The organism is Sphingobacterium sp. KH_072 (genome assembly GCF_057837975.1).
In genome coordinates, this window is record NZ_CM174457.1 from 643,963 (window position 1) to 667,745 (window position 23,783).

At 42.8% G+C, this 23,783-nt stretch carries 25 protein-coding genes and 1 other RNA gene; 11 read left to right on the plus strand and 15 right to left on the minus strand.

The window, feature by feature from the left end:
* Positions 1–13: 13 nt before the first annotated feature.
* The 8 genes from accB to nth all read right to left on the minus strand — a co-directional run bounded on the left by accB (position 14) and on the right by nth (position 5,966).
* Positions 14–499: an acetyl-CoA carboxylase biotin carboxyl carrier protein gene (gene accB / locus AC3IRT_RS03020; RefSeq protein ID WP_489395062.1), complete on the minus strand. Its 486-nt coding sequence runs from the start codon at positions 497–499 to the stop codon at positions 14–16.
* A 46-nt stretch (positions 500–545) separates the two neighbouring features.
* Positions 546–1,544: a beta-ketoacyl-ACP synthase III gene (locus tag AC3IRT_RS03025; protein ID WP_489395063.1), complete on the minus strand. Its 999-nt coding sequence runs from the start codon at positions 1,542–1,544 to the stop codon at positions 546–548.
* Positions 1,545–1,550: 6 nt separating this feature from the next.
* Positions 1,551–2,489: a phosphate acyltransferase PlsX gene (gene plsX, locus AC3IRT_RS03030; protein ID WP_489395064.1), complete on the minus strand. Its 939-nt coding sequence runs from the start codon at positions 2,487–2,489 to the stop codon at positions 1,551–1,553.
* Positions 2,490–2,586: 97 nt separating this feature from the next.
* Positions 2,587–2,778, minus strand: a complete 192-nt coding sequence (gene rpmF, locus AC3IRT_RS03035; protein ID WP_489395065.1) for a 50S ribosomal protein L32 — start codon at positions 2,776–2,778, stop codon at positions 2,587–2,589.
* A gap of 15 nt (positions 2,779–2,793) precedes the next feature.
* Positions 2,794–3,330, minus strand: coding sequence for a YceD family protein (locus AC3IRT_RS03040; protein ID WP_489395066.1), 537 nt, complete (start codon positions 3,328–3,330; stop codon positions 2,794–2,796).
* Positions 3,331–3,396: 66 nt separating this feature from the next.
* Positions 3,397–4,059, minus strand: coding sequence for an epoxyqueuosine reductase QueH (locus AC3IRT_RS03045; RefSeq protein ID WP_489395067.1), 663 nt, complete (start codon positions 4,057–4,059; stop codon positions 3,397–3,399).
* A gap of 136 nt (positions 4,060–4,195) precedes the next feature.
* Complete coding sequence (recA, locus tag AC3IRT_RS03050) at positions 4,196–5,224, minus strand: recombinase RecA (RefSeq protein WP_489395068.1); 1,029 nt, start codon at positions 5,222–5,224, stop codon at positions 4,196–4,198.
* Between the two features lie 79 nt (positions 5,225–5,303).
* Positions 5,304–5,966, minus strand: a complete 663-nt coding sequence (gene nth / locus AC3IRT_RS03055; RefSeq protein ID WP_489395069.1) for an endonuclease III — start codon at positions 5,964–5,966, stop codon at positions 5,304–5,306.
* Positions 5,967–6,031: 65 nt separating this feature from the next.
* Between nth and mutS the strand changes: the two genes are divergently transcribed.
* The gene (gene mutS / locus AC3IRT_RS03060; protein ID WP_489395070.1) at positions 6,032–8,641 is read left to right on the plus strand and encodes a DNA mismatch repair protein MutS; all 2,610 of its coding nucleotides are present in this window, start codon (positions 6,032–6,034) and stop codon (positions 8,639–8,641) included.
* Between the two features lie 85 nt (positions 8,642–8,726).
* Here mutS and AC3IRT_RS03065 read toward each other — a convergent pair whose 3' ends face one another.
* On the minus strand, positions 8,727–9,797 hold the full coding sequence (locus AC3IRT_RS03065) for a hypothetical protein (RefSeq protein ID WP_489395071.1): 1,071 nt from the start codon (positions 9,795–9,797) through the stop codon (positions 8,727–8,729).
* Between the two features lie 182 nt (positions 9,798–9,979).
* Between AC3IRT_RS03065 and AC3IRT_RS03070 the strand changes: the two genes are divergently transcribed.
* Positions 9,980–10,687, plus strand: a complete 708-nt coding sequence (locus AC3IRT_RS03070; protein ID WP_489395072.1) for a tRNA1(Val) (adenine(37)-N6)-methyltransferase — start codon at positions 9,980–9,982, stop codon at positions 10,685–10,687.
* A gap of 57 nt (positions 10,688–10,744) precedes the next feature.
* Entirely contained in the window at positions 10,745–11,236 is a 492-nt protein-coding gene (locus tag AC3IRT_RS03075; protein WP_489395073.1) for a metallophosphoesterase family protein, read from the plus strand.
* Positions 11,237–11,247: 11 nt separating this feature from the next.
* On the opposite strand, the gene AC3IRT_RS03080 is transcribed toward AC3IRT_RS03075, so the two are convergent.
* The 4 genes from AC3IRT_RS03080 to dprA all read right to left on the minus strand — a co-directional run bounded on the left by AC3IRT_RS03080 (position 11,248) and on the right by dprA (position 14,010).
* The gene (locus AC3IRT_RS03080) at positions 11,248–11,583 is read right to left on the minus strand and encodes a MerR family transcriptional regulator (protein WP_489395074.1); all 336 of its coding nucleotides are present in this window, start codon (positions 11,581–11,583) and stop codon (positions 11,248–11,250) included.
* A 130-nt stretch (positions 11,584–11,713) separates the two neighbouring features.
* Positions 11,714–12,556: an acetyl-CoA carboxylase, carboxyltransferase subunit beta gene (gene accD / locus AC3IRT_RS03085; RefSeq protein WP_489395075.1), complete on the minus strand. Its 843-nt coding sequence runs from the start codon at positions 12,554–12,556 to the stop codon at positions 11,714–11,716.
* Positions 12,557–12,705: 149 nt separating this feature from the next.
* Positions 12,706–12,803, minus strand: an RNA gene (gene ffs / locus AC3IRT_RS03090) — signal recognition particle sRNA small type.
* Positions 12,804–12,906: 103 nt separating this feature from the next.
* Positions 12,907–14,010 (minus strand): DNA-processing protein DprA, encoded by a 1,104-nt coding sequence (gene dprA, locus AC3IRT_RS03095; protein ID WP_489395076.1) that lies wholly within the window; start codon positions 14,008–14,010, stop codon positions 12,907–12,909.
* A gap of 128 nt (positions 14,011–14,138) precedes the next feature.
* On the opposite strand from dprA, the gene AC3IRT_RS03100 reads away from it, so the two are divergent.
* Together AC3IRT_RS03100 and AC3IRT_RS03105 are read left to right on the plus strand one after the other, a co-directional pair.
* On the plus strand, positions 14,139–14,375 hold the full coding sequence (locus tag AC3IRT_RS03100) for a hypothetical protein (RefSeq protein ID WP_489395077.1): 237 nt from the start codon (positions 14,139–14,141) through the stop codon (positions 14,373–14,375).
* Between the two features lie 70 nt (positions 14,376–14,445).
* On the plus strand, positions 14,446–15,027 hold the full coding sequence (locus tag AC3IRT_RS03105) for a hypothetical protein (protein ID WP_489395078.1): 582 nt from the start codon (positions 14,446–14,448) through the stop codon (positions 15,025–15,027).
* Positions 15,028–15,056: 29 nt separating this feature from the next.
* Here the strand turns inward: AC3IRT_RS03105 and rsmG are convergent, their stop codons facing one another.
* Both rsmG and AC3IRT_RS03115 read right to left on the minus strand, forming a co-directional pair.
* Positions 15,057–15,692 carry a 16S rRNA (guanine(527)-N(7))-methyltransferase RsmG gene (gene rsmG / locus AC3IRT_RS03110; protein WP_489395079.1) on the minus strand — a complete coding sequence of 212 codons (636 nt, stop codon included), beginning with the start codon at positions 15,690–15,692 and terminating at the stop codon, positions 15,057–15,059.
* Position 15,693: 1 nt separating this feature from the next.
* The gene (locus AC3IRT_RS03115) at positions 15,694–16,839 is read right to left on the minus strand and encodes a glycosyltransferase (protein ID WP_489395080.1); all 1,146 of its coding nucleotides are present in this window, start codon (positions 16,837–16,839) and stop codon (positions 15,694–15,696) included.
* A 149-nt stretch (positions 16,840–16,988) separates the two neighbouring features.
* Between AC3IRT_RS03115 and AC3IRT_RS03120 the strand changes: the two genes are divergently transcribed.
* From AC3IRT_RS03120 to cysS, 6 genes are all read left to right on the plus strand, one after another.
* Positions 16,989–17,600 carry a hypothetical protein gene (locus AC3IRT_RS03120; protein ID WP_489395081.1) on the plus strand — a complete coding sequence of 204 codons (612 nt, stop codon included), beginning with the start codon at positions 16,989–16,991 and terminating at the stop codon, positions 17,598–17,600.
* Between the two features lie 119 nt (positions 17,601–17,719).
* Positions 17,720–18,850 carry a tRNA guanosine(34) transglycosylase Tgt gene (gene tgt / locus AC3IRT_RS03125; protein ID WP_489395082.1) on the plus strand — a complete coding sequence of 377 codons (1,131 nt, stop codon included), beginning with the start codon at positions 17,720–17,722 and terminating at the stop codon, positions 18,848–18,850.
* Between the two features lie 7 nt (positions 18,851–18,857).
* Positions 18,858–19,940, plus strand: a complete 1,083-nt coding sequence (locus tag AC3IRT_RS03130; RefSeq protein ID WP_489395083.1) for an LptF/LptG family permease — start codon at positions 18,858–18,860, stop codon at positions 19,938–19,940.
* A gap of 28 nt (positions 19,941–19,968) precedes the next feature.
* A complete protein-coding gene (locus tag AC3IRT_RS03135) occupies positions 19,969–20,865 on the plus strand; it encodes a DMT family transporter (RefSeq protein WP_489395084.1) in 897 nt (298 codons plus the stop codon).
* 109 nt (positions 20,866–20,974) lie between these two features.
* Positions 20,975–22,279 carry a ribosome biogenesis GTPase Der gene (gene der, locus AC3IRT_RS03140; RefSeq protein ID WP_489395085.1) on the plus strand — a complete coding sequence of 435 codons (1,305 nt, stop codon included), beginning with the start codon at positions 20,975–20,977 and terminating at the stop codon, positions 22,277–22,279.
* A 19-nt stretch (positions 22,280–22,298) separates the two neighbouring features.
* Positions 22,299–23,771, plus strand: a complete 1,473-nt coding sequence (gene cysS, locus AC3IRT_RS03145) for a cysteine--tRNA ligase (RefSeq protein ID WP_489395086.1) — start codon at positions 22,299–22,301, stop codon at positions 23,769–23,771.
* Positions 23,772–23,783 lie beyond the last annotated feature (12 nt).

Below are 23,783 nucleotides of genomic sequence, written 5' to 3' on the forward strand. Positions count from 1 at the left end.
AAAGAAGAAAAAATTAGCTAGGATCTACCAAGAATAATGGTTGATCGTATTCTACTGGTTGGGCATCTTCCACCAAGATCTTGACGATCTTACCCGAAACTTCGGATTCGATTTCGTTAAACAATTTCATGGCTTCAATGATACAAAGTACTTTACCGGTTGTAACTTCATCACCCACATTGGCAAAAGTTGGTTTGCCTGGGCCTGCTGAGCGGTAGAATGTACCGATCATCGGAGATTTTACCGTAATATATTTCGAGCTATCATCTGCTGTAGGTTTTGCCGCAGCTTGTGGTGCTATACTGGCTACTTCGGCAACTGGTGCCGCACTTGGCGCAGCAACAGGTGCTGCCTGAGGTACAGTAGCAGTCACGTATGTAGGTTCTTGATTCGTTTTGATCGTAATCTTGAAATCCTTCTCTTCAATAGATACTTCGTTTACTCCAGACTTGGAAACGAACTTTATCAAATCTTGTACTTGTTTGATATCCATGCTCATAGTCTATTCTATTTTATAGTCTTGTTTGTAGTAGTTATGTACGATATTATTTAGGATCGTACGCCCATTTTAAATAAGTAGCTCCCCAGGTGAATCCACCACCGAAAGCTGCCATTATAATATTATCCCCTTTTTTCAGCTTACTTTCCCATTCCCAAAGGCACATTGGAATTGTTGCGCTGGTCGTATTTCCAAATTTTTGGATGTTGACCATTACTTTTTCTTCTGGTAAACCAGCACGTTCGGCGGTCGCATCAATGATGCGTTTATTCGCCTGATGTGGTGCCAACCAACTGATGTCTTCCGAAGTTAGTTCATTTTTCTCCATGATCTCAGCGACCACGTCTGCCATGTTGGTTACTGCAAACTTAAATACGCTACGTCCTTCTTGATGTGCAAAGTGCATTTTAGCATCCACCGTTTCATGCGAAGCAGGGTGTAATGAACCACCACCTTTTAGGTTTAAGAATTCCGCTCCAGCGCCATCCGTCTTTAGGATAGAATCTTGCAAACCATATCCTTCCGTATCTGGCTCTAAAAGTACGCAACCACAACCATCTCCAAAAAGGATACAGGTATTGCGATCTTCGTAATTTACGATAGACGACATTTTGTCGGCGCCAACCACTAGGACTTTTGTGTGCTTTCCTGACTCAATGAATTGAGAAGCGGTTGTCAATCCAAACAAGAAGCCTGAACAGGCTGCTTGCAAATCGTAACCCCACGCATTTGTCGCTCCGATTTTGTGTGCGACAAGATTCGCTGTAGCCGGAAACATCATATCAGGTGTACTGGTACACACAATAATCAGTTCGATATCTTTTGCGGTGATACCGCGTTTTTTGAGTAAACCTTCAATAGCTGGTACCGCTAAGTCGGAAGTGGCTTTACCTTCTCCTTTGAGGATGCGTCTTTCCTTAATGCCGGTACGGCTTACAATCCATTCATCATTGGTGTCTACAATGGTCTCCAATTCCCGGTTGGTCAACACATAATCGGGAACGTATCCATTCACAGCTGTTATTGCAGCACGGATTTTTGACATGTTCTATTATTTAATTGCAGACTTGATTCTCTCGATGAATTTCGAGGATATCATATCTCGTGACTGTAAAACCATATTTTTGATCGCCTTAGGCGTGGAAATACCATGCCCAATGACAACAGGTGCGTTGACGCCCAATACAGGGCTACCACCAAATTGTTCATAGTTGAAGCGATCAAAGAATTCATCTTTAAAACCCTTTTTCAACGTAACCACATAAAATGACTCCGCTAATTTCAAAATCACATTTCCTGTATAACCATCACAGACAAATACATCCGCATGATCAGAAAATAGATCTCTGCCTTCCGCGTTGCCGATGAAGTTTATTTTTTCGTTCGTTTTGAGTAGGGGGTAGGTACTGGTGGTCAACAAGTTTCCTTTCTCTTCTTCTTCACCAATGTTGATCAGGCTTACTCTTGGTTTTTCAATGCGGAGCACATGCTCTGCATAAAAGCTGCCGAGTAGGGCAAATTGGTTCAGCATCTCTGGTTTACAATCTGCATTGGCACCCACATCGAGCATCACCGCAGTTCCACCTTTCAGTTGTGGTACATTGGTGGCTATAGCTGGGCGCAATATGCCAGGAATAGCTTTGACACTAAACATGGAACCCACGAGCATAGCACCTGTGTTTCCAGCAGATGCAAAAGAATCAATCTTTCCATCTTTTAGAAACTCAAATCCTTTGGATATAGAAGAGTTAGGTTTTTGTGTGATTGCTTTTGTGGGATGTTCGTGCATGCCGATTTCGTCGGGAGCATGAACGTAGTCAAAAGCGGAAATATCACCGCCGGCGTTCGAGATTAGTTCTCGGGTATTTTCTTCATCTCCAAATAGTACCAAACGTTGGTCACTTTGGAGGTTTTGCTGAGCTTCAATAGCTCCTTGTATCGTAGAGTTTGGGGCGTAATCTCCGCCTAGTACGTCTAAACCAATCTTCATTCGTTATTATTTAATGAGTCAATAATACGAAAAAACATCCCAATGTACAGGGAATAAATCGAATTAATCACTGTCACTGGGATGTTTCGGAAGCTCCTTAGATCGCTGCTGTATTATCGATGATCAATTTGCCGTTGTAGAACAAGTTGCCATCGACGGTGTATGCGCGGTGTGGCAAATGCACTGCACCAGTTTCTTGACATACTGTCAAACTTGGTTTATCCGCTTTATAATGCGTTCTTCTTTTGTCTCTTCTTGACTTAGACATTTTACGTTTTGGATGTGCCATCTCGTATGTGTATTTTTAGTTATTTTTAATATTCTTTAATGCTTCCCAGCGAGGATCTACACGATCCTCTTTTAATTCATTCTTAATCGCCTCTTCGTCTGCCAATTGTCGCAGCATCTCTGGATCACAATCGATATTCTCGCCTTGTTCACTACATTTCGGATAGTGTGGTACGCATACATTGATGTATTCGTAAAGCAAGTTAGAAATGTCGAATTCGTAATCATTGTGTGATAATACAATAATCTCGTCCGATTCTTGATCCCATTCATCATGTGTGAATTTGACAATCACACGTTCCTTAGTGCTTAAAGGGGACTCAAACTCTCTCAAGCATACATCGCAGGTAAGTGTGATGTGTCCGCTTATGTCAAAGTTTGTAATCAGCATATTCTCCTGCTTTTGTAATTGTACATTAGCTATGAGATTTCCTTTCTTTACTAAGGAGTGATCAAAACATGCAAAGAACGCGTCATCGACGTCAAATTCGAAATTGTGCTTACCAGCCGAAAGGCCTGAAAATGGTATTTTATATTTTTTTAAATACTTCACAATCCAGTATTTGAGCCTGCAAAGATAGTAGTTAAAACTATAGATTGCAACTCTTTTTTAAAACCTTTATTGTTCTTCTTCTCCGTAATATTTCTCGCCGAGCTTGATTTTTTCTCTACCAGTCTCCATACGCCACTTATTCGTGTCGCGAAGCGAGTAGGCGCAGCCGCAGTATTCCTGCATGTAGAAGCGTTCACGCTTGCTAATATCCAGCATGCGTGCTCCGCCACCTTTTTTGCGCCAGTTGAATGTCCAATAGTCCATATTCTCGTGCCGAGATGCGGCTCGTACACCACAATCGTTGATCTGATCCATATTTTTCCAACGGGATATGCCGAGGGAGCTGGAGATCACATCAAATCCATTTGCAGCCGCATATTCGGCAGTTTTCTCAAAGCGCATATCAAAGCACATGGTACACCGAATGCCTTTCTCAGGTTCGTTTTCCATGCCTTTGGCCAACTCAAACCAATGATCTACATCATAATCCGCATCGATAAATGGAATATTATGCTTTTCTGCAAATCGAATGTTTTCCTCTTTGCGCAAATCATATTCACTCCGTGGATGAATGTTTGGGTTGTAAAAGTATATGGTAAAATCAATGTCTGATGAGATAAGCGCTTCCATCACTTCGCCTGAGCACGGTGCGCAGCAGGAGTGCAAAAGAAGCGTCTTGCCTTCATTAGGTAGGTTGATTTTTTCCCGAACGAACGGTTTATTTTCCATAGCTCCAAAGTTACCTACTTCCACGCATATTCAAAAATTATTGCAATGAATAGCGCTTTAGACAAACAGCCTGTAACTTCTTAGCGGTTACAGGCTGTTTGTCTATTCATTATTTTAATAGCGTTAGAGAGTTAGCTTATTCTTCGCCCACTTTCAGTGCACTCTGATCTAAATCAACTCCGGTCACTTCTGCACGGATTTTAGCTTCCAATTCATCCATCAAATCTGGGTTGTCCATCAACAGATTTCTGACCGCATCGCGACCCTGCCCCAATTTGGTGTCGCCGTAGCTAAACCAAGAACCAGACTTCTTCACGATTCCATATTCTACACCAAGATCAATGATTTCGCCAGATTTGGAAATACCTTCACCAAACATAATATCAAACTCAGCGATGCGGAATGGAGGCGCTACTTTGTTTTTCACGATCTTCACTTTTACGTGATTTCCGGCTACTTCATCGCCATCTTTGATCTGCGAAGTACGACGAATATCCAAACGTACGGAAGCGTAAAACTTTAAGGCATTACCACCCGTTGTTGTTTCTGGATTACCGAACATCACCCCGATTTTCTCGCGCAATTGGTTGATGAAGATACAACAGCAGTTTGTTTTAGCAATCGTACCGGTCAATTTACGTAAGGCTTGTGACATCAAACGAGCTTGCAATCCCATTTTAGAATCACCCATTTCGCCTTCAATCTCGCCTTTGGGTACCAACGCCGCTACCGAGTCAATAACGATCACATCAATAGCGCCGGAGCGGATCAAGTTGTCCGCAATTTCCAAAGCTTGTTCTCCATTGTCTGGTTGAGAGATCAAAAGATTCTCTACATCAACGCCCAGTTTCTGCGCGTAATATTTGTCGAATGCATGCTCCGCATCAATAAATGCCGCGATCCCACCTTTTTTCTGTGCTTCTGCGATGATATGCGTTGCCAAAGTGGTTTTACCCGAAGATTCAGGTCCGTAGATCTCGATCACGCGGCCTTTTGGCACACCACCAATACCCAATGCGATATCCAGACCTAGAGATCCAGTAGAAATGGATTCAATCGGCTCCACAGAAGAATCGCCTAACTTCATGACGGTTCCTTTACCGTAGGATTTCTCTAGTTTATCTAAAGTTAGCTGTAACGCTTTTAATTTATCTGAATTGCTCATTTTCGTCTATTTAATACGTCAAATATACACACAAAACTGATGTGTACAAATAAAAAATGCTAAAATAATTAGTTTATTATCAACCCTCGATAGTGGCTTGCTTGCCAAAGTTTTTGCTGAAATACTGGCAAAAATAGGTGATCGGACAGATCTCACACTTAGGCTTACGAGCCAAACAGATATAACGGCCATGCAAGATCAACCAATGGTGGGCTACTTTGATGGTTTCTTCGGGTAAGTGCTTTACCAATTGTTTTTCTACCGCCAATGGGGTGGTAGCTTTTTGAGTAAGTCCTAATCTATTCGCTACGCGAAACACGTGCGTGTCTACCGCCATCGCGGGATTGTCGTAGACTACCGAAGAGATGACATTTGCCGTCTTGCGACCGACGCCAGGCAGTTTGATCAAATCTTCGATTTTCTCCGGTACAATGCCATCAAATTCTGTCAGTAACTTTTGCGCCATGCCAACCAAATGTTTGGCTTTATTATTTGGATAACTCACCGAACGTATGTAGGGAAACACTTCTTCTACGGAACTGGCAGCCAGCGATTCGGGTTCTGGATAACGCGCGAACAAAGCTGGTGTGACCTGATTAATTCGCTTGTCAGTACACTGAGCAGATAAGATCACCGCCACCAAGAGTTCGAAGGGATTGGAGTAATGCAACTCCGTTTCTGCATCTGGATTGTGGGTGGAAAAATAGTCAACGAAGGCTTTATATCGATCTTTTTTCAGCATATACAAAGATAATTAATAATATCCTTATTACTTTTACTCGGCTTAAAACCGAAAACTGATTACCATTGGCAAAGAAAGAAAAGAAGCAAACTCCCTTAATGCAGCAGTATAATACGATCAAGGTGAAGTACCCCGGTGCTTTATTATTGTTTCGTGTGGGGGATTTTTACGAAACATTTGGAGAGGATGCGATTAAGGCAGCTGGAATACTCGGTATTGTGCTGACGAAGCGCGGAAACGGTACCGAATCGGAAACGGCATTAGCCGGTTTTCCGCATCATTCGCTCGAAACCTATTTGCCGAAGTTGGTGCGCGCGGGTCAGCGCGTCGCCATTTGCGATCAGCTGGAAGATCCCAAGCAAACCAAAACAATCGTCAAACGAGGTGTAACTGAGTTGGTGACACCAGGTGTATCCTATAGTGATAATATCGTTCAGGAGAAATCCAACAACTATTTAGCGTCCGTATTTGCAGATAAAAGTACGTTTGGAATTGCTTTCTTGGATATCTCTACCGGCGAGTTTTCGGTCGCACAAGGCCAAGCTTCTTACATTGATAAGTTGTTGCAAAGCTTTAAGCCGACGGAAGTTATTCTTCCTAAAAAGCAGCTGAATGATTTTGTCATTCAGTTTGGTGCGACCTATTATACCTACACGCTAGATGAGTGGCCTTATACGGGCGATTATGCTTCGGAGGCGTTATTGAAGCATTTTGAGGTCAATTCCTTAAAAGGATTTGGTATTGAACGGCTAACATCGGGCATCACTGCGGCAGGTGTGGCACTGCATTACCTCAACGAAACCGAACATCGTAACCTACAACATATCTCCCATATTGCGCGCATAGAAGAAGATCGGTACATGTGGCTGGATCGTTTTACCATCCGTAATCTGGAGTTAATTGGGTCGGCCAATGATAATGCAATTACGCTTTCGGATGTACTGGATCATACGGCATCGCCTATGGGAGCGCGCTTGCTCAAGCGCTGGATTATCATGCCGCTTAAGGAGCGAAAGTCTATTCAAGAACGCTTGGATGTAGTGGATCATTTTGATCAGAATCGCGCGTTGCGCGATGAGCTTGTCAAAGAGATTAAGCAGGTAGGAGATTTAGAAAGGTTGATTTCCAAAATTGGTTTGCAGAAAGCCAATCCGCGCGAAGTGACCCAGCTGAAAAGGGCGCTTTATGCCGTGGAAAAGTTGAAGGAGAAAACCGATCTGCCCACGTCAGAATCGCTGAGAGTCATCTCTGAACAGCTCAATAACTGTCTGATTATTCGTGACAAGATCGATCGAGAAGTACAGCAAGAGCCACCGGTATTGTTACATAAAGGCAATGTCATTGCCGATGGAGTAGACGAAGAATTGGATAATCTTCGCAAGATAGCTTTCGGTGGCAAAGGTTATTTGCTGGAAATTCAACGCCGCGAAGCGGAAGCAACAGGCATTCCTTCCTTAAAGATTGCGTTTAATAATGTGTTTGGCTACTATCTAGAAGTGACCAATACGCATAAGGATAAGGTGCCGGAAGGTTGGATTCGCAAGCAGACGCTGGTCAATGCAGAACGCTATATCACCGAGGAACTCAAAACCTACGAAGAGCAAATCTTAGGAGCAGAGGAAAAGATTCAGGCCATCGAAAACCGGATTTACCAAGCGCTTTTGTTGGATATCGCGGCGTATATCAAGCCGATCCAACTCAATGCGCAGCTGATTGCTAAGCTGGATGTATTGCTGAATTTTGCGGTTATTGCGGAGAAAAATTTTTATGTGAAACCGCAAGTGAATGATGGGAAGGCATTGGATATCAAAGGTGGTCGCCACCCCGTGATAGAGAAAAATCTGCCGGTCGGTGAGGATTATATTACCAATGATACTTTTTTAGATCAGGAATCGCAGCAGATCATCATTATTACTGGGCCTAATATGGCCGGTAAATCGGCGTTATTGCGGCAGACTGGATTGATTGTGCTGATGGCACATATCGGCTCCTTTGTGCCAGCAAAGGAAGCACAGATTGGTTTGGTCGATAAAATCTTTACGCGTGTGGGTGCTTCGGATAATCTATCATCTGGCGAATCTACTTTTATGGTGGAGATGAATGAGACGGCCAGCATTATGAATAACCTGTCTGATCGTAGTTTGATATTGTTAGACGAAATTGGTCGAGGTACCAGCACGTACGACGGAATATCGATCGCTTGGGCTATTGCAGAGTACTTACATCATCATCCGACGGCCAGAGCCAAAACACTTTTTGCCACGCATTATCATGAGCTCAACGAGTTGAGCACTTCGATGCCGAGGATCAAGAACTTTAACGTGTCGGTGAAGGAGTTGAATAATAAGATTATTTTTCTGCGAAAGCTGGTGCCGGGCGGATCGGAGCATAGTTTTGGTATCCATGTGGCGAAGTTGGCAGGAATGCCTAATAAGCTTTTAGCGCGCGCAAATGATATCTTGCGCCGATTGGAACAAGAGCGTACCGGCGGTGAAGATATTAAAGACAGCATGCGTAAAATCCAAAAACAAGCGTATCAATTGCAGATGTTTGCAATAGATGATCCAGTGTTGGAAAAGATACGGGATATGCTGAATAATCTGGATGTAAATACACTCACTCCAGTGGAGGCATTGATGAAGCTTGATGAGATTCAGCGCGTGCTAAAGCACTAAAGTTGCTACAAATTTAGTCTGTAAAGCAAAAGAAGCTGGATACCTCATGTAGCCAGCTTCTTTTGTAATGTGGTATGTGGATTCGTTAAAACTTAAAGAATAATTCGAAACTCACGTAATCGGATGCGATTGGCGTAACCAATCTACTATCGATGCTATAAGGCGAATAGTGGTATTGAATTTGCGCGCCAATAAAGCTTGTGCGGCCCACGTGTTGCATGGCAGAAATACCTGTAGAAAGGTTAAAGGTCTGCGGTCTGGTCACATATACTGGGTAACCATCACCATAGCGCAAATTAAGAGATCTGTTGTACGACATTTCATATGCAGCTCCAGCCTTTCCAATCATCAGGAACTTGCCCATGTCCAAAAACTTATATCCGGCGGACCCACCAAACATATAAGTCGTCAGCGGTTCTAATAGATCAGGCTGATTGCTGTTTGGTTCCGTTTGATATTCGAAAACGCGGGAGTTCCCTGCCGGACGGTATTTAAAGAAACCATCAAAAACCCAATCATTGGCCAATGGGCTAATGAAAGAGAATCCGTAAATAGCCAGATTATTGTATACCGGATTAACAGCGTTCACGGGGCGATACAATCCGATGCTGGCGGCAAAACCCCAACCCATTTTATATAATTCGACCTCTTGCATTTGCTCCATGCGCGTCACCGGTTTTTCTTTTTGCATGCGAATTAGGTACGTGCTAATATGATCGGAGAAAAGGTAAGCGATGGCTTCCTCCATCTCATTGAGATTGTATAAATCCGAGCCAATAATGGCAGCAGCTTTCAGTTGGATCAACGAATCCACGCTATGACGCAGTGGAACATAGTGATAGATTGCTTTATTTTTGCTGTAAATGTTTTGGTAATTATTTTCCGAGGCATTATCCCAGCGGATCATGAGCTCATCATCCTTACCTTGCTGAATATAGCTTTGAATAGCCGGTTTAGTCGGTTGCTTGCGAATAAGTTGACCAATGATACGAATTCGTTGTGTCACTTCATTTGGCCCACAATTGCTTTCGATGGTTTGTAAAACCTGCTCCATGGCGTCGAAGTCGTTATTGTTTAGTAAACTGACAATTTTGGGAAGGGCAGCCTCGGTTACCCGTTCGCAAGATGATTCTTGCGATGCGCTCTGTTGTCCCATAACCGGAACAGCTAGTGCTAAAAAAGAAAGACAGAAAACACTATATAGCGTATATAGTCGGTGCATATAATTTGATGTTGTTTGTTTATGGAAAAAACTACTACTTAGACCTGTAAACTTTGAAAAAGTTTAAGCAAATATACAAATGTCTACACTGGCAGTAAAAATGTATTTTTGCAGCGATGAGTATTTTTCGTTTCAAAAGCTTTGCTGTAGATCAAACTGGCTGCGCCATGCGCATTAATACAGATGGTGTACTGCTTGCGGCGCTTACTCAAGCAGAAGATGCGAATACGATAGTAGATATTGGTACAGGTACCGGTGTTATTGCATTGATGCTGGCGCAACGATTTGCCAACGCGCAGATTACCGGCGTAGAAATCGATGAACCATCGGCCTTAGCTGCCACAAGTAATGCACAGCAATCTCCTTTCTCGAATCAGGTTAAGGTGTGGCAAGGTGCTTTTCAGAATTTTAAACTGGCAACTCCGATTGATCTGATTGTGAGTAATCCGCCATTTTACGTGAATACACTCCACAATCCCGATGCGCGCAAAAAGCAAGCGCGGCACACCGATATGACTTTCTTCGATGATCTGCTACGCTATGCGCAGGTGCACCTATCTGCGATAGGGGCGATGGAGCTGATTTTACCACCCGAATTATCCGATGCCGTGATTGCGAAGGCATCTGACTTAGGTTTTGTGCTGGAGCGAAACATAGCTGTTTCCTCTTTTGTTGATTCGCCTTGTATTCGCTGCATTATTCGTTTAAGTAGATGTAAGAATGAGGTTCAAACAAATCATTCCAATTTTATAATTTACGAATCTAAAGGGGTTTATAGCACGGCCTATAAAACCTTGCTCAAAGATTTTTTTCTCGCTTTTTAAAGTGTAAAAGTGCCGCCATGTTTGGTATCTACCTCGAAGCAAACTAACTTTATCCTCATGAAAATTGGTTTGCTTTCGGATACCCATAGTTTTTTAGATGATGCCGTTTTTCATCACTTTGATGGTTGTGATGAGGTGTGGCATGCGGGTGATTTTGGAAATGGCGAAGTGGCGGAAAAGTTGGCTGCTTTTAAGCCATTGCGTGGCGTGTATGGAAATATTGATGGGCAAGATATACGGCAGACGTATCCCGAGCATCTGCGTTTTACCTGTGAAGAGATGGATGTGTGGATCACACATATTGGCGGATATCCGGGCAGGTATGCACCGGCGGTAAAAGCCGATATTCAGCGAAATCCTCCTAAATTATTTATTAGTGGACATTCTCATATCCTAAAAGTACAATATGATGCCCGACTGCAATTGTTGCACCTTAATCCCGGCGCAGCTGGCAAGCAAGGATGGCATAAGGTGCGTACGCTGATGCGTTTCGACATTGTCGGTGATCGGGCAGAAAATATGGAAGTGATTGAGTTAAATGTTCGTTGACAAACGATCACTTACAAGCTGTCGCGCACTTCTAGTAAAAAGTGCTTTAGTTTTTCCAGCGATTCGACGACGCGTTGGTTTTCTCGAGCCTCATTCTTATTCTGGCGTAAAAATTCCCGAGCACCTTGCAAGGTGTAGCCCTTGTCTTTTACCAGATTGAAGATGATCTTCAAATTGGAGATATCTTCTTGTGTAAATAGCCGATTGCCTTTTTTGTTTTTTTTGGGTTGGATGATGTCAAACTCCCGCTCATAAAAACGAATTTGGGAAGCATTCACAGCAAACATGCTGGTCACTTCACCCATAGTATAATACAATTTGTTTATTTCGCGTTCTTTGTATGGCATTGCCGGTGTTTCTATCAATAACAAACTTAATGAAAGTTGTCTATATATTCAAGTAGCAGAATAGCGGGTAAATATTACATAGAAAAGGGCACTTCACCGAGTGCCCTTTTCTATGTAATATAGATTTCCCCTAGTTCACATGACGTAAGAAAGTAGCCAATTTGGTTTTCAACTGTCTGCGATCGACAATGAAATCCAAGAAGCCATGTTCTAATACGAATTCAGACGTTTGGAAGCCTTTCGGCAAATCTTTTTTAATAGTTTCTTTAATTACCCGTGGGCCGGCAAAGCCGATCAATGCACCGGGTTCTGCGATATTGATATCGCCCAACATGGCGTAAGAAGCAGTGACACCGCCAGTAGTCGGATCGGTCAATAAACAGATATACGGTAATTTAGCTTTGCTTAATAAAGCCAATTTGGCGGATGTTTTTGCCATCTGCATGAGTGAAAAAGCTGCTTCCATCATGCGCGCACCACCAGACTTAGAAATAAGCATAAATGGAATTTTGTGTTCTAAAGCATAGTCAATCGAGCGTGCAATCTTTTCGCCTACGACCGAACCCATTGATCCGCCAATAAAGTTAAAGTCCATACAAGCAATGACGATGTCTTGCCCTTCGAGCTTTCCGTGTCCGCAGCGTATAGCGTCTTTTAAGCCAGTTTTTGCTTGGCTTTCCAACAATCTTTCTTTGTATGGTTTGCTATCTACAAAGTTAAGCGGGTCACCTGCTTGCATATTGGCAAATAGCTCCTGGAAGTCGTTGTTGTCAAAAAGTATGGAGAAATAAGCGGCTGAACCAATCCGAATGTGGTAATCACAGTATTGACAAACATAGCTGTTTTCGACCTGCTCGACATTCAAAAGTGCTTTTTTGCAGTTTGGACATTTGTTCCACATCCCATCTGGCGCTTCCTTCTTATTTTCTGTAGCAGTGACGATTCCCGCCGTATTTCTTTTAAACCAACTCATAGCAATTTTTTAAACGAACTACAAAGAAACGAAAAATATTGCTTTCCAAGCGTAGGATACGTCAAAAAGTACGAATTACAATGTGGGAAGAAAATCTCTGGAAAAGATACCTGTAGCTAGAAATAAGCGCTACAAAAAAGAAAATAAAAAATGGGTAAGCTACCTTTATCGCACCGCTCAACCATATACCCTTGCTTTGTTCCCAACCTGGGGGAGTCAACAGGAGCTGGTCGTAAAGGACTTACCCACGGCAAAAGTAGGAAAAAAATGATAGCAATGAAATTAAAAATGTGCTTTGTCGCTAGCTGCTTGATTTACAGTTAGAAAATTGTGTGGTTTGCTGTCGGTGGTTAGGTGATTATGCTCCTGTATATTTTTCCGGGTAGCGAAAGGATGATATCATTCATTTCCATTTCTAACAATACGATGGCCAATTTGCTCTGCGGCCAATCCAGATGCATCGCGATTTCATCGACAGTGGCTTGCTCCATTTGCTGCAAATACGCAAATACTTTTTGCTCGTCTTTATTAAGCGAAGGTGGAAGGAGAGATAGCTGTTTTGCTTGACTATGTGGACTGAATTTTTCCCAATTCATCAGATATCGAAGATCCTCTGCATGGCGAATCAGGTGAGCGCGATGTGTTTTGATCAAATAGTTGCATCCTTCAGAATACGTATGATGAATGGCGCCTGGAAAAGCGCAAACATCGCGATTGTAACTATTTGCCATTTCGGCAGTGATTAATGCGCCACCTTTAATGCCAGCCTCTATTACGATGGTTACATCTGCTAATCCAGCAATTAAGCGGTTGCGCATCGGGAAGTGCGCCCTTTCCGGTTTTGTTTCCGAGGGAAATTCTGTTAATAAACCACCGTTTTCTAGCATGCTTGTTGCTACGTCGCGATGCGCCGCCGGGTAGATGCGATCCAGTCCGTGTCCGAGTAATCCAATTGTCGGTAATCCGCAAGACAGCGCAGCACGATGTGCTATCACATCGATGCCGTAGGCGAGTCCGCTTACGATGAGCGGCTCCAGATCCGTCATCTCCCGAATCAAATCTTCACAAAGTCGTTTTCCATAGGTGGTGGCATTGCGCGTACCCACAATGCTTACGATATAACGATTATTGAGATTGGTATTTCCTTTATAATACAGGAGTGGGGGCGCATCATCACAGGTTTGTAATCGATGTGGGTAGTTGCGATCACCAATCCAGAGCGGTTGTATATCATGACGTTCGATAAAATCGTTTTCCCGCTCTGCTCGCTGCATGAAATCGCGTTGTAAGATGGTATTTACCAATACTGGTCCGATGCCTGCTACTGCCATTAAATCTTGAGCTGAAGCGCTAAATATATCTTCAGCACTGCCCAAGTATTGTAAGAGATTTTTTGCCAACCGAGGGCCCACTCCCGGAATCATGCCTAAAGCTATTTTATGTACCAAACCCATTTAGTTTCTTTTAAAGATAAATATAGTTTATTTAAAGAAATATCAAAGTTTATATGTAAAATATACTCAACAATCGATTTATCTTATCTTTGACTGTAAAATAAATCTATTCAAAAAATACGATTACCATGGAAATGAATACGCCAGAACCTTTCGACATAGCGATTAATGGAGTAGATTACTCGGTTTTTCCAGATGAGAAAGATACCTACACCATCTTTAAAGACGGTAAAGAGTACGTTCAGATCATACGTGATACGGAGACTGCTTGGTTGAAACTTCACCCAGAGACGGGATTGCCTTTATTTGGGATGGATGAAGAAGTGCTGTTGATCGGCCGAGAGATTACTGCGCAGGAAGCGTAGTATACGGGGCCGTTTGTTGATGGGGTTGGCCTAATTCGATTGTGACATGTTGCGTTCGCTTCTCTTTCTTATGTTTCCTGTCATTTTGGGGATTAACTGGAATCCGCCTGCTGCAGCGCCTACAAATAAAGAAGTGGCTGCTAACGCTACAGTTGTGCTGCTGCAGGATACAATTGGCATTGAAGAAGTCGTCATTAAGCATGAGGTGCTTACTCCCGAAGAGCAATTTAAGCGTGATAGCAGTAAGTACAGAATTATCTATTTTAATGGAGATAATAAGGATATGTTTATTGTGAATATATTTCCGCCAGTACTGCTGATTAATATTAATAAGCTTTATAATCATTTCTCCAAAACAGGAAAGCAAGCGCGAAGCCTGCAAAAAGTGCTGAAAGACAGGTTTGAAAGTGATAAAGTGAAGCAAAGTTGGTACCCTTTAACGCAACAACTTAGTAAACTAGAAGGTCAGCAACTGGAGGATTTTCGACGGTATTATCAGCCTGATTATAGCTGGTGGGTAAGCGCAGAAGAGTACGATCAATTAGATTACTTATTTAAACGATTGAAGAATTTCCAAGATTCGACGATGTATATCCGCGAATATTTGGCCTTGCCAATAATAAGCAAAACACCACCACTTTTCGATAGATAGGGATGGTGTTTTAGCTTCAAAAATCGTTCTTACATCGGGATATACAGCACGTATTTCGTTTCGAAGAACTCCTCTTTGAAATAATCTGTAAGTGGAATCAGATCTGAAGTAACTTTGGCTTCTTTTATTTCTTCGCGCAGATCGCCTCCTTTTAGGTATAATATTCCGTTAGGGATACCATTTTTATCTTGCGCTTGTATCTTGTTTCTTACCCAAGGAAGAAAATCCTTGAGACGTGTAACCGCTCTGGAAACCACAAAATCATATTTATAATCCAATTGCTCTGCCCGTATGTGATCCGCTTCTACATTGGTCAAGCCCAACGCTTGAGCTACCTCGCGAACGACTTTTATTTTCTTGCCAATCGAATCGACGAGATGAAATTGTACCTCTGGAAACAAGATCGCCAAAGGGATACCTGGGAAACCGCCACCTGTGCCCACATCTAAAATACGTGTGCCAGCAGCAAACACGTGTACATAGGCGGCAATGCCTAAAGAATGGAGCACATGTTTTAGATAAAGGGAATCCATGTCTTTTCTGGAGATGACGTTGATCTGGTCATTCCAAAAAGGATAGAGCTCGGCTAATTGTGTGAATTGCTTTTTTTGTATCTCGCTCAAGTGCGGGAAATAAGTGAAGATAATGTCTACGGATGGATTCATATTATTTCCAAGATGTTTGTTTCCTGTTTCTATTAAATAAGCCATTCAGGCAAATGAAAAAGTAAAAGAGTAGGTCGAGAAGCGGCAGCCAAACTAACAAATCTCGCACGGCTAGCTTACGAAAAGTATAGCTATACACGCTGTATTGTGCAATTAGGCGCAACAAATACACCGATAAGGGCACGTACCACATAGTGGGTAGTAAAGCTACTGAAACGCCTAAAGAAATGTAAAATAGTATGGCAGATACTAACTGGGTCGCTAGCATCCACTTGTGACGTGTTTTGTACATCACCGAAGCACCGGCGTGTCGGGCTTTTTGCTTATAATAACTTTTCCAGGTAAGTTTGGGTACAGAATACATATGTGCATCTGCCGAAATAGCAATGCCCGTGTTGACCAAATTACTATTTTGATTGACAAAAAGGTCGTCATCGCCCGATTTGATGTGCATATGCGCATTGAACCCTTTGCCTTTGTAGAAAAGAGATTTAGTGTATGCCAAGTTTCTTCCGACACCCATATATGCATCGCCTTTTAGCGCGTACGATAGGTAGGCCAGAGCGGTGTGCGTGGTTTCGAAGCGAATCAATTTGTTGAGCAAACCTTGATGTTTGAAGTAAGGAGAATAGCCCAATATAATTTCTTTGCCTTCGGCAAATGGTGCTACCATAGCGCGTAGCCAATGTAGAGAGGCAGGTTCGCAGTCGGCATCGGTAAAAACTAAATGTTCGTATTTTGCCGCTTTTATTCCAATAGTGAGGGTGAATTTTTTGGTATGCTTGAGTCGGATGTGTTCGCCAATGTCCACGACTTTAAGGTGTGAATACCTAGAAGCCATTTCTCGGAGCAACCACTGTGTTTCGTCGTCGGAGCAATCATTCACTACGACGACCTCAAAGGTTGCGTATTCTTGCTCAAGAATAAGTGGTAAGAACTTGGTGAGATTATCCTGTTCGTTGTATGCGCTGATAATCACCGATACCGGTGGCAAAGCTTGATTGTTTGCATTTTCTACGATGCGATGAGCGGCCAGCTTACCATATACAAAAAGGGTATAATATAGCTGAATACAAAAAAATATCCCGAGAAATAGGTATGCGGCATACGGCCAGTAAGAATAGATCGCGTCGGTTGGAAAAAACATAAGCTGCAAAGATAATGCTATTTACTGCTGTACGGCTCCTATCCGTAAGAAAAGTTTGTAATACACCTTTGGTGTGCGTAAACCAAGTTGCCTTGACTTTGTCTAAGCATAAAATTGCTATATTAGATGGCTATAAAAACACACAACTCATGACACACAAACACACGCCACTTCTATTGGTATTATTGATGATCTCGGTATTGCTTTCTGCCTGTGGATCTTTGAATCCTGCCAAGCAGGTGGACATGCTAAAAAGCTATAATTATGATGTAGAATCGATTAGCGGACTGACGATTGCAGGTCGCTCAGCGCAAGGCTTGTTAGAAGGTAATGGCACGTCCTTAAATATGAATGCACTTCCCGGATTGGCTTTGGGTATCCTACGCAAGGATCTGCCTTTGGCTGCGGTCGTGAATATGAAGGTGAGTAATCCGACGACTAACGTGACCGGCATAAATGCTTTTAAATACCTGATCGAAATTAAAGGCAAACCCTTTTTCGAAGGGACCGTGGATCGCGTGGTACGCCTGAACCAAGGAGAGAGCGCTGTTGTGCCACTATCTTTTAATGCAAACTTGTTTGGCGTGGTCGATGAGAACCGTGGTATTGAAGGTTTGTTATCCGATTTACTAACGAAAGAAGGCCAAGGAGCCGTTGTTCTAAAAATCAAACCTTCTATGTCTCTTGGCGGAACGAATATCTTCTACCCAGGTTACATCACGATCGATAACGATTTGTTGAAAAGCCTCACTAAACGGTAAAGCCGTAACTGCATGCGGGGAGCTTGTTTTTCCCGCTGTTAATAATTCTTAAGATTGCTGTAGCAAGCCAGTTTTCTGCCGAAAATAATCGTAGTTTTGCACTCGTTTAGAGGGAATAGATGAAATTTACGCTTCAAGCACAAGACAAACTCTCCAAGGCTCGAGCCGGAGAGATGGAGACCGCACACGGTACGATACAGACACCTATATTTATGCCAGTCGGCACTGCTGCTACGGTAAAAGCCGTGCACATGCACGAATTGGTGAACGATATACAAGCTCAGATTATTTTAGGCAATACCTACCATTTGTATTTACGTCCGGGTTTGGATGTCTTGCAAAAGGCTGGTGGATTGCACAAATTCAATAATTGGACAGGTCCAATTTTGACCGATTCTGGCGGCTATCAAGTATATTCTCTTACCGAGGTGCGCAAAATCAAAGAGGAAGGAGTTACCTTTCGCTCGCACATTGATGGCTCCAAGCATTTGTTTACACCAGAAAACGTGATGGATACCCAGCGGATTATCGGCGCAGATATCATCATGGCTTTTGATGAGTGTACGCCGTATCCTTGTGATTACAACTATGCGCGCCGTTCAATAGACATGACGCATCGTTGGCTGAAACGCTGTTGCGATCGTTTTGATTCTACTACGCCGCTGTATGGCTATGATCAGACGCTGTTCCCTATCGTGCAAGGATCTGTATACAAAGACTTGCGCGAAAAGTCGGCAGAGGTGATTGCCTCCTTCGAAAGAGAAGGCAATGCGATTGGCGGATTGTCTGTCGGGGAGCCGGCACATGAGATGTACGCGATGACCGAGGTGGTCACCAAGATCTTGCCGGAGCACAAACCTCGCTATTTGATGGGTGTGGGTACACCGGTTAATATTTTGGAAAATATCGCCTTGGGAATCGACATGTTTGACTGTGTGATGCCGACGCGCAATGCACGTAATGGTATGCTATTTACCAAAGAAGGCATTATCAATATCAAGAATAAAAAATGGGCGGATGATTTCAGTCCGATCGAAGCTAATAGTGATCTTTTGGTGGATCAGGTGCATAGCAAAGCCTATTTACGTCATTTGATTCGCTCACAGGAGATATTGGGTGCGCAGATCGCATCTTTGCACAACCTGCATTTCTACCTATGGTTGGTAAAACAAGCACGTGAAAAGATTATTGACGGTACCTTCTATGCTTGGAAAGAAAAAATGGTCAAAGTATTAGATCAACGTTTGTAAGCTCAAGATGAAAATTATTGATCGCTATATCATTGGGAAGTACCTAACCACGTTTGTGTTTACGGTATGCATCTTCTGTTTGGTGATTGTTATTTTCGATTTTTCGGAGAAGGTAGACGATTTTAATAAGAACCGCGCCACCATGACGCAGGTTTTTACGCTGTATTATGCGGTAGGTAGTTTGCCTTTTTTCATCAATATGCTCACTCCACTGCTTAATTTTATTGCGGTGATATTTTTCACGTCGAAGATGGCCGATCAGACGGAGATCGTTCCTATTCTGAACGGCGGTATGAGCTTTTACCGTCTCCTTCGCCCGTATATGTTCTGTGCAGGATTGATCTGCGGCATGATCTTGCTGTCTAACCTGTATGTTATCCCATTTACCAACAAGGTGAAAGTGGATTTCGAGAATGTGTACGTAAAACCGCAAAAGGTGAGCACCACATCTACCTCCACGCACATGCAACTGGATTCGAATACCTATGTGTATATGGGTACGTTCGAAACGAAAACGGCAGTAGGATATAACTTTACGATCGAAAAATTTGATGGCGATATCCTGACGGAAAAACTTATGGCCGATCGGATCACGTGGGATTCTGTTGCCAGCAAATGGTCCATTCATAATTATACCGTACGACACATAGATGGACTTCGTGAGCGCATGGAAGCTGGCGAGCAGCGAGATACGACACTAGATATGCGACCGAAAGATTTTGAGATTTATGAGAACGTATTTACGACCATGAGTCAGGCAGATCTCAATGAGCGTATCTTAAAAGAAGAAACGCGTGGTACCGGTATGATGAACGAATTGTTGCTCGAAAAGTACAAACGTTTTATCAACCCTTTTTCTGCTTTCATCCTTACGCTTATTGGCGTATCACTATCTTCTAAAAAGGTGCGTGGTGGTATTGGGGTCAGTCTAGGTGTGGGTATTGGTTTGAGCTGTATTTATGTAGTTTTAGAACGATTTTCTACCATGTTTTCCGTAAAGGGAGGATTAGATCCCTTGATCTCTGTCCTCATTCCCAATGTGCTATTCCTCGTCTTGAGTATTTACTTAATGTTCAAGGCTCCCAAGTAATTTTTTTTCTGTTTTCTGTTTTTTAATAATGACTAAATCTGGCGCTAGTCGCAATGTGCTGATTCTGCACTTCACGGTGTTGATCTGGGGTTTTACAGGTGTGCTGGGCGAGTTAATATCCGTATCGGCTTTGCACTTGGTGTGGTACCGCGTGCTGATTGCTGCGATCTCCTTATTCATCTATTTATGCTGGTCCAAGAAACCGGTGATAGTACCGCTCAGGCAGATGCTGCAATTTTTAGGTGTTGGTTTGGTTGTGGGTTTGCATTGGGTGCTTTTCTTTCACTCTATAAAGATTTCTACTGTCTCCGTCACGCTGGTGAGCTTGTCTTCTGTCACGCTGTTTACTGCTGTGTTAGAACCTCTCATTAATCGCAAGCGTATTGAAGTTTCAGACGTGCTGATTGGTCTGTTGATTATTTTTGGAATTTACCTCATTTTCACCTTTGAATTTCAGTATTTCTGGGGAATTGTTTACGGTTTATTAGCGGCCTTGTGCGCTAGCATTTTCGCCACCTTTAATGCGCGGATGGTAAAAACGGCGGATCCCACAATTATCAGTTTTTATGAAATGGTTGGTGCAGTGATTGGTGTCAGTGTGCTGTTAGGTGTATTTGGTGGTTTTGATGCGCAAATGATGCTCAATCAATCAGATATCGTTTACTTACTTATTCTTGGAGTAGGTTGTACCGCGGTGGCTTATGTATTGGCCGTATCAGTGATGCGTGAGTTGTCGGCATTTACGGTAGCTTTAGCGACCAATTTAGAACCTGTTTACGGTATTATCTTAGCCTTGATCATCTTTGGTCAGAAAGAAGCGATGAGTACCGGTTTTTATGCTGGTGCCGTATTGGTGCTCATGGCTGTATTTATGTATCCTTATCTTAAGACCCGTTGGATGGGAAGGCGGTTGTTGGTAAGATAGTATAGTATACCCAATAATCTGTTAATTATCCGTAACTTTGCCCTCCTTAAAAATATGTATATCTTTAGTGGGTATTGTGAGGAGCGATCCCCTAATAAAATAAAATAGTATGGCAAATATTGTTGCAATCGTTGGAAGGCCGAATGTCGGTAAATCTACTCTGTTTAATCGTCTGACGGAAAGTCGGAAAGCGATTGTGGATGATTTTAGTGGTGTTACGAGAGATCGACATTACGAAGTCGCCGAATGGATCGGTAAAAAATTTACCGCTATTGATACTGGCGGTTTCGTACATGGTTCGGATGATATCTTCGAAGAAGCGATCCGCGATCAAGTGCACATCGCCATCGAAGAGGCTACGGTGATTATCTTTATGGTCGACGTGACTACGGGTATTACCGATTTAGATGATGAAATTGCTGACTTGTTGAGAAGAAGTTCGAAACCAGTATACGTGGTGGCCAACAAAGTCGACCACGCTAAACTGCATCATGATTCAGCCGAGTTTTACGCGTTCGGATTGGGCGAAATATATAACGTATCTGCAGCTACAGGTTCTGGTACAGGCGAGCTATTGGATGCGGTAGTTTCACACTTTCCCGAAGAAGAGGAAGTGGAAGAAGATGAATTGCCAAAATTCACCATTGTGGGTCGTCCAAACGTGGGTAAATCTTCATTGACGAATGCCCTATTAGGCGTTGATCGTAACATTGTAACACCGATTGCGGGTACCACGCGTGACTCGATCCGTATTCACTACAACCAATTTGGTCATGAGTTTTTGATGATCGATACGGCTGGACTACGTCGTAAATCGAAAGTGAATGAAGATATCGAGTTTTATTCGGTGATGCGTACGATCAAAGCGTTGGAAGATTCGGATGTTGTTATTTTGATGTTGGATGCCAATGATGGTATCGAAGCGCAGGATGTCAATATTTTCCATTTGGCAGAAAAGAACAAAAAAGGCATCATGATCTTGGTAAACAAATGGGATACCATCGAGAAAGATCATAAAACAGCCGTCGAATTCAAACAGCGTATTTTAGAGAAGCTCGCACCTTTCAGTGATGTGCCGGTATTGTTTACTTCCGTAACGGAAAAGCAACGTATCTTCAAAACGGTTGAAACTGCGATGGAGGTATACCAAAACAAAGTCAGAAGAATCCCTACCTCCAAGCTGAATGAAGTAATGTTGGAGATTATTGCTAATTACCCGCCTCCGGCAACTAAAGGTAAATATATCAAGATCAAATATATTACGCAGCTACCGGGCAGATCGCCTATGTTTGCTTTCTTCTGTAACTTGCCACAGTACATCAAAGATCCGTACAAACGCTTTGTAGAAAACAAATTGCGTGAGAACTTTGAGTTTTCTGGTGTGCCTATTCAGGTTTATTTTAGACAAAAATAACGAAGACTTTCTCCACTTTATGTTACAGCATAATCTATCGCTCTACAATACGCTTACCCGTAAGAAAGAAAAGTTTGAACCCATACACCCGAATTTAGTTGGGATGTATGTATGTGGTCCTACCGTATATGGTGACGTGCATCTAGGCAATTGCCGCACGTTTGTATCATTCGATTTAATCTTTCGCTACCTGCGCCATCTTGGTTACAAAGTGCGTTATGTACGTAACATCACCGATGCTGGCCATTTGGAAGGTGATAATGATGAAGGGGATGATAAATTTGCAAAAAAAGCGAAGTTAGAACAATTGGAGCCGATGGAGATCGTACAAAAATACACGATCGGATTTCATGATATGCTACGCCTGTTCAATACCATTCCGCCAAGCATCGAACCGACTGCAACAGGCCATATTTCTGAGCAGATCGAAATGGTACAGCAAATTATCGACAATGGATATGCTTATGAGGTGAATGGAACGGTGTACTTCGACGTAGATCGCTATACCAAAGAGCACAACTACACGATCTTAACCAATCGTAATCTGGACGATTTGTTGAACAATACACGTGAACTCGGCGGACAAGATGAGAAGCGTAATCGCTTAGATTTTGCGCTGTGGATCAAAGCCAAGCCAGAGCATATTATGCGTTGGCCAGCACCTTGGAGTGTAGGTTTTCCGGGTTGGCACATCGAATGTTCGGCGATGAGCCGCAAATATTTGGGAGATCTATTTGATATTCATGGCGGAGGGATGGATTTGGCGGCCACACATCATACCAATGAGATTGCGCAGTCACAAGCGTGTAATCACACCACGCCGTCAAAATACTGGATGCATACCAATATGCTGACGGTTAATGGAGCGCGGATGTCCAAATCTGCGGGCAACGGCTTTTTGCCGGGTCAACTATTCACCGGAGATCATCCCTTATTAGATCGTGGATATTCCCCGATGTCGGTGCGTTTCTTTATGCTGCAAGCGCATTACCGTAGTACATTAGATTTTTCTAACGAGGCGTTGGATGCGGCCGATAAAGGCTTTAAAAGGCTATTAGCGGCCATCAATCTCTTAGATAAAATTGCGCCAAGCAAAAAATCTACTATTCCTAATTTGGATGAAATCCAATCGCGAAGCTATGCAGCTTTAGATGATGATTTCAATAGTCCGGTATTGATTGCAGAATTATTTGAAGTCGTCCGGATTATCAATTCGGTGTACGACGGAAAACTGACGATCTCAGAGACAGATCACAGCAAGCTGAAATCATACATCCAAGCATTCGTCTTCGACGTCTTAGGACTAAAAGATGATCAATCTGGCGCGGACGATGGCAGTGCTGATGGACTGATGCAATTGATCATTCAAATACGTAATGAAGCCAAGACGAATAAGGATTTTGCGACGTCAGATCGTATTCGCGATGAACTCAATGCTCTGGGTATTCAGTTGAAGGATAGTAAAGACGGCACACTTTGGAATAAGATTTGATATTAAGCAGCT